The organism is uncultured Pseudacidovorax sp. (assembly GCF_913773995.1).
GTDB lineage: Bacteria > Pseudomonadota > Gammaproteobacteria > Burkholderiales > Burkholderiaceae_C > Xenophilus.
The window spans coordinates 1-3244 of sequence record NZ_CAJYES010000221.1 but is presented as its reverse complement, the minus strand read 5'-3'; the positions used below and the strand labels follow the sequence as shown (position 1 = coordinate 3244).

At 70.3% G+C, this 3244-nt stretch carries 3 protein-coding genes; 2 read left to right on the top strand and 1 reads right to left on the bottom strand.

Annotated features, from left to right (window positions below):
• Positions 1 to 253 precede the first annotated feature (253 nt).
• Positions 254 to 1594, top strand: a complete 1341-nt coding sequence (argG, locus tag QZ772_RS20475) for an argininosuccinate synthase (protein WP_295530212.1) — start codon at positions 254 to 256, stop codon at positions 1592 to 1594.
• Between the two features lie 88 nt (positions 1595 to 1682).
• Here the strand turns inward: argG and QZ772_RS20470 are convergent, their stop codons facing one another.
• Complete coding sequence (locus QZ772_RS20470) at positions 1683 to 2378, bottom strand: response regulator transcription factor (RefSeq protein ID WP_295530210.1); 696 nt, start codon at positions 2376 to 2378, stop codon at positions 1683 to 1685.
• 138 nt (positions 2379 to 2516) lie between these two features.
• On the opposite strand from QZ772_RS20470, the gene QZ772_RS20465 reads away from it, so the two are divergent.
• Positions 2517 to 3244 (top strand): DUF2868 domain-containing protein (locus QZ772_RS20465; protein ID WP_295530207.1); only part of this gene is annotated, 728 nt, incomplete at its 3' end.

Here is a 3244-nt window from a genome sequence, read left to right as displayed (position 1 = left end):
GACCATCGCCGCCATGGACCGGCTGATCGTGCTCGACAGCGGCCGCGTGGTGGAGGAAGGCTCCCACCGGGAGCTGCTGGCCCGCGACGGCCTGTACGCGCGGCTGTGGGCCCACCAGAGCGGCGGCTTCCTCGGCGAGGAATGAGCGCCAGCCCGTAGGACGCCGCCGCAGGCGCCGCGCCGCTATGGTCCAATCGAGGGTTTGCGGCGGCGCCAGCGGCGCCCTGCGCAGCCTACCTTTCGACGCGCGACCATGAGCACCATCCTGCAATCCCTCCCCACCGGCCAGAAGGTCGGCATCGCCTTTTCCGGCGGCCTGGACACCAGCGCCGCCCTGCTGTGGATGAAGAAGAAGGGCGCCCAGCCCTATGCCTACACCGCCAACCTGGGCCAGCCCGACGAGCCGGACTACGACGAGATCCCGCGCAAGGCCCTGGCCTATGGCGCCGAGAAGGCCCGCCTGGTGGACTGCCGCCAGCAACTGGTGACCGAGGGCATCGCGGCGCTGCAGGCCAACGCCTTCCACATCTCCACCGGCGGCGTGACCTACTTCAACACCACCCCGCTGGGCCGCGCCGTGACCGGCACCATGCTGGTGGCCGCGATGAAGGAAGACGACGTCAACATCTGGGGCGACGGCTCGACCTTCAAGGGCAACGACATCGAGCGCTTCTACCGCTACGGCCTGCTGACCAATCCGGGCCTGAAGATCTACAAGCCCTGGCTGGACCAGACCTTCATCGACGAGCTGGGCGGCCGCAAGGAGATGAGCGAGTTCCTGATCGCCAACGGCTTCGACTACAAGATGTCGGTCGAGAAGGCCTACAGCACCGACTCCAACATGCTCGGCGCCACGCATGAAGCCAAGGACCTGGAGATGCTCTCCAGCGGCATCCGCATCGTCAATCCGATCATGGGCACCGCCTTCTGGAAGCCCGAGGTGGAGGTCAAGGCCGAAGAGGTGCGCGTGCGCTTCGAGGAAGGCCGCCCGGTCGCCCTCAATGGCAAGACCTACGACGACCTGGTGGCCCTGATGGAAGAGGCCAACCGCATCGGCGGCCGCCATGGCCTGGGCATGAGCGACCAGATCGAGAACCGCATCATCGAAGCGAAGAGCCGCGGTATCTACGAAGCCCCCGGCATGGCGCTGCTGCACATCGCCTACGAGCGGCTGGTGACCGGCATCCATAACGAGGACACCATCGAGCAGTACCGCGTCAACGGCCTCAAGCTGGGCCGCCTGCTCTACCAGGGCCGCTGGTTCGACCCCCAGGCCATCATGCTGCGCGAGACCGCCCAGCGCTGGGTGGCCCGCGCCATCACCGGCGAGGTGACGCTGGAGCTGCGCCGCGGCAACGACTACTCGATCCTCAACACCGAGTCGCCCAACCTGACCTACGCGCCCGAGCGCCTGTCGATGGAGAAGGTGGAAGACGCGCCCTTCTCCCCCGCCGACCGTATCGGCCAGCTCACGATGCGCAACCTCGACATCGTCGACACCCGCGCCAAGCTGGCCACCTACGTGCAGGCCGGCCTGCTCGCCAAGCCCGAGGGCACGGAGCTGCCTCAGATCAAGGACGACAGCAAGCGCTGATCGCTGGGCGGGGCTTCAGTCCCGTCAACGCAAAAGCGGCCTCGTCGGGCCGCTTTTTTCATGGCCGCGCACCACGCGCCGGCGCAGGTCAGGCAGCGTCCGCCTCCAGCCGGTAGCCGATGCCGCGCAGGGTGCGCACACCCACGCCGCTGTCCACCAGCCGCTTGCGCAGGCGGGAGACGAAGGCCTCCAGCGCGTTGTCGCTCAGCGGGCCATCGGCTTCCTCGGCCAGCTTGCGGGCCAGTTCGCGCTTGGCCAGCACCTGGCCGGGCGGGCTCATCAGGGCCCAGAGCAGGCCGAACTCGCGCGCCGGCAGGTCCAGCGGCTCGCCGTCGATGCGAAAGCGTCGGGCCCGGCGGTCCAACTGCAGCCGGCCGACGGCCACCACGTCTTTGGCGCCCTCGGCGCGACGCACCAGCGCCCGCAAGCGTGCTTCCAGCTCGCCCGGATCGAAGGGCTTGCCCAGGTAGTCGTCGGCGCCGGAATCCAGGCCAATCACGCGCTCGTCGGTCCGGTTGCGGGCCGTGAGCACCATCACGGGCGTGCGGTCGCCACGTGCACGAGCGCGGCGCAGGGCCAGCAGGCCGCTGCCGAGGCCGCTGTCGGGGCGGGGGTTCTCGGGCAGGTTCAGGTCGAGCAGCACGGCGTCGAAATGGCCGGCAGACCACTGCGCATCGGCCTCTTCCACCGAAGCGGCCAGCGCCACTGCGTGACCGGTGTCGCCCAGGCTGCGGCACATTACGCCACTGAGCACGGCATCGTCTTCGACCAGCAGGATTCGCATGGCGAGCGAGGCTATCAGCGGCCTGGAGGACAGGCAAATGAACGGTCAGCCGACCGTCAGACGCTGGCCGCCAGGGACAATGCCCGCGACATCCCGCCCTGCGCAGCGCTGCCGGCACTTGCCACGGCGCCCCACCCCTTGAGCAGAACAACACCTCTTCTCTCCTTCGCCGATGCGCTGACGACCGAGGCGATCCGGCGCATCGAGTCCGACGGTCCGCTGGACGACCAGTCGGTCCTGCGCCAGCTCGCCCGTGCGCCCGAGCCCGCGCCCTGGCCGCTGGTTCAGCGGGCCCGCCTGCTGGCCGAGCGCCTGGGCCTGCCCGGCCGGCTGGCGCGTGCCCGCGACCTGGCGCCGCTGGTGCTGCTGGGCCTGGCCACGCTCATGGTCGTGGCGGGGCTGGGGCTGGCCGGCGCGGTGGTCGACGCGCAGGAGCGCCGCATCAACGTCATCGCTTCGCTGGCAGGGCTGCTGGGCCTGCACGGGCTGTCGCTGCTGGTCTGGCTCACGGCGCTGCTGGTGCCGGGTCACGCCCGGGGTGGCGCCCTGGCGGGCCGGCTGTGGTTGGCCCTGACGGCCCGCACGGCCCTGGGTCGGGGACGCGAGGGCGCAGCGCTGCTGCAGGCGGGCGTTCAACTGCTGGAGCGGGCGCGCCTGCTGCCCTGGCTGCTGGGCCTGGCCAGCCACCTGCTGTGGGCCATCGGCTTCGCGGTCGCCATCGCGGCCTTGCTGGGTGCCCTGGCGTTCCGCCGCTACACGCTGGGCTGGGAGACGACGCTGCTCGACCCAGGGCAGTTCGCGCGCGCCATCGATGCCCTGGCATGGCTGCCGGGCCGCATCGGCTTTCCGGTTCCGGATGCCACGCT

What these genes read in the sequence shown, in the direction of transcription:
- QZ772_RS20470 (WP_295530210.1), bottom strand. Translation starts at nt 2,378, where the DNA reads ATGCGAATCCTGCTGGTCGAAGACGATGCCGTGCTCAGTGGCGTAATG.
- argG (WP_295530212.1), top strand. Translation starts at nt 254, where the DNA reads ATGAGCACCATCCTGCAATCCCTCCCCACCGGCCAGAAGGTCGGCATC.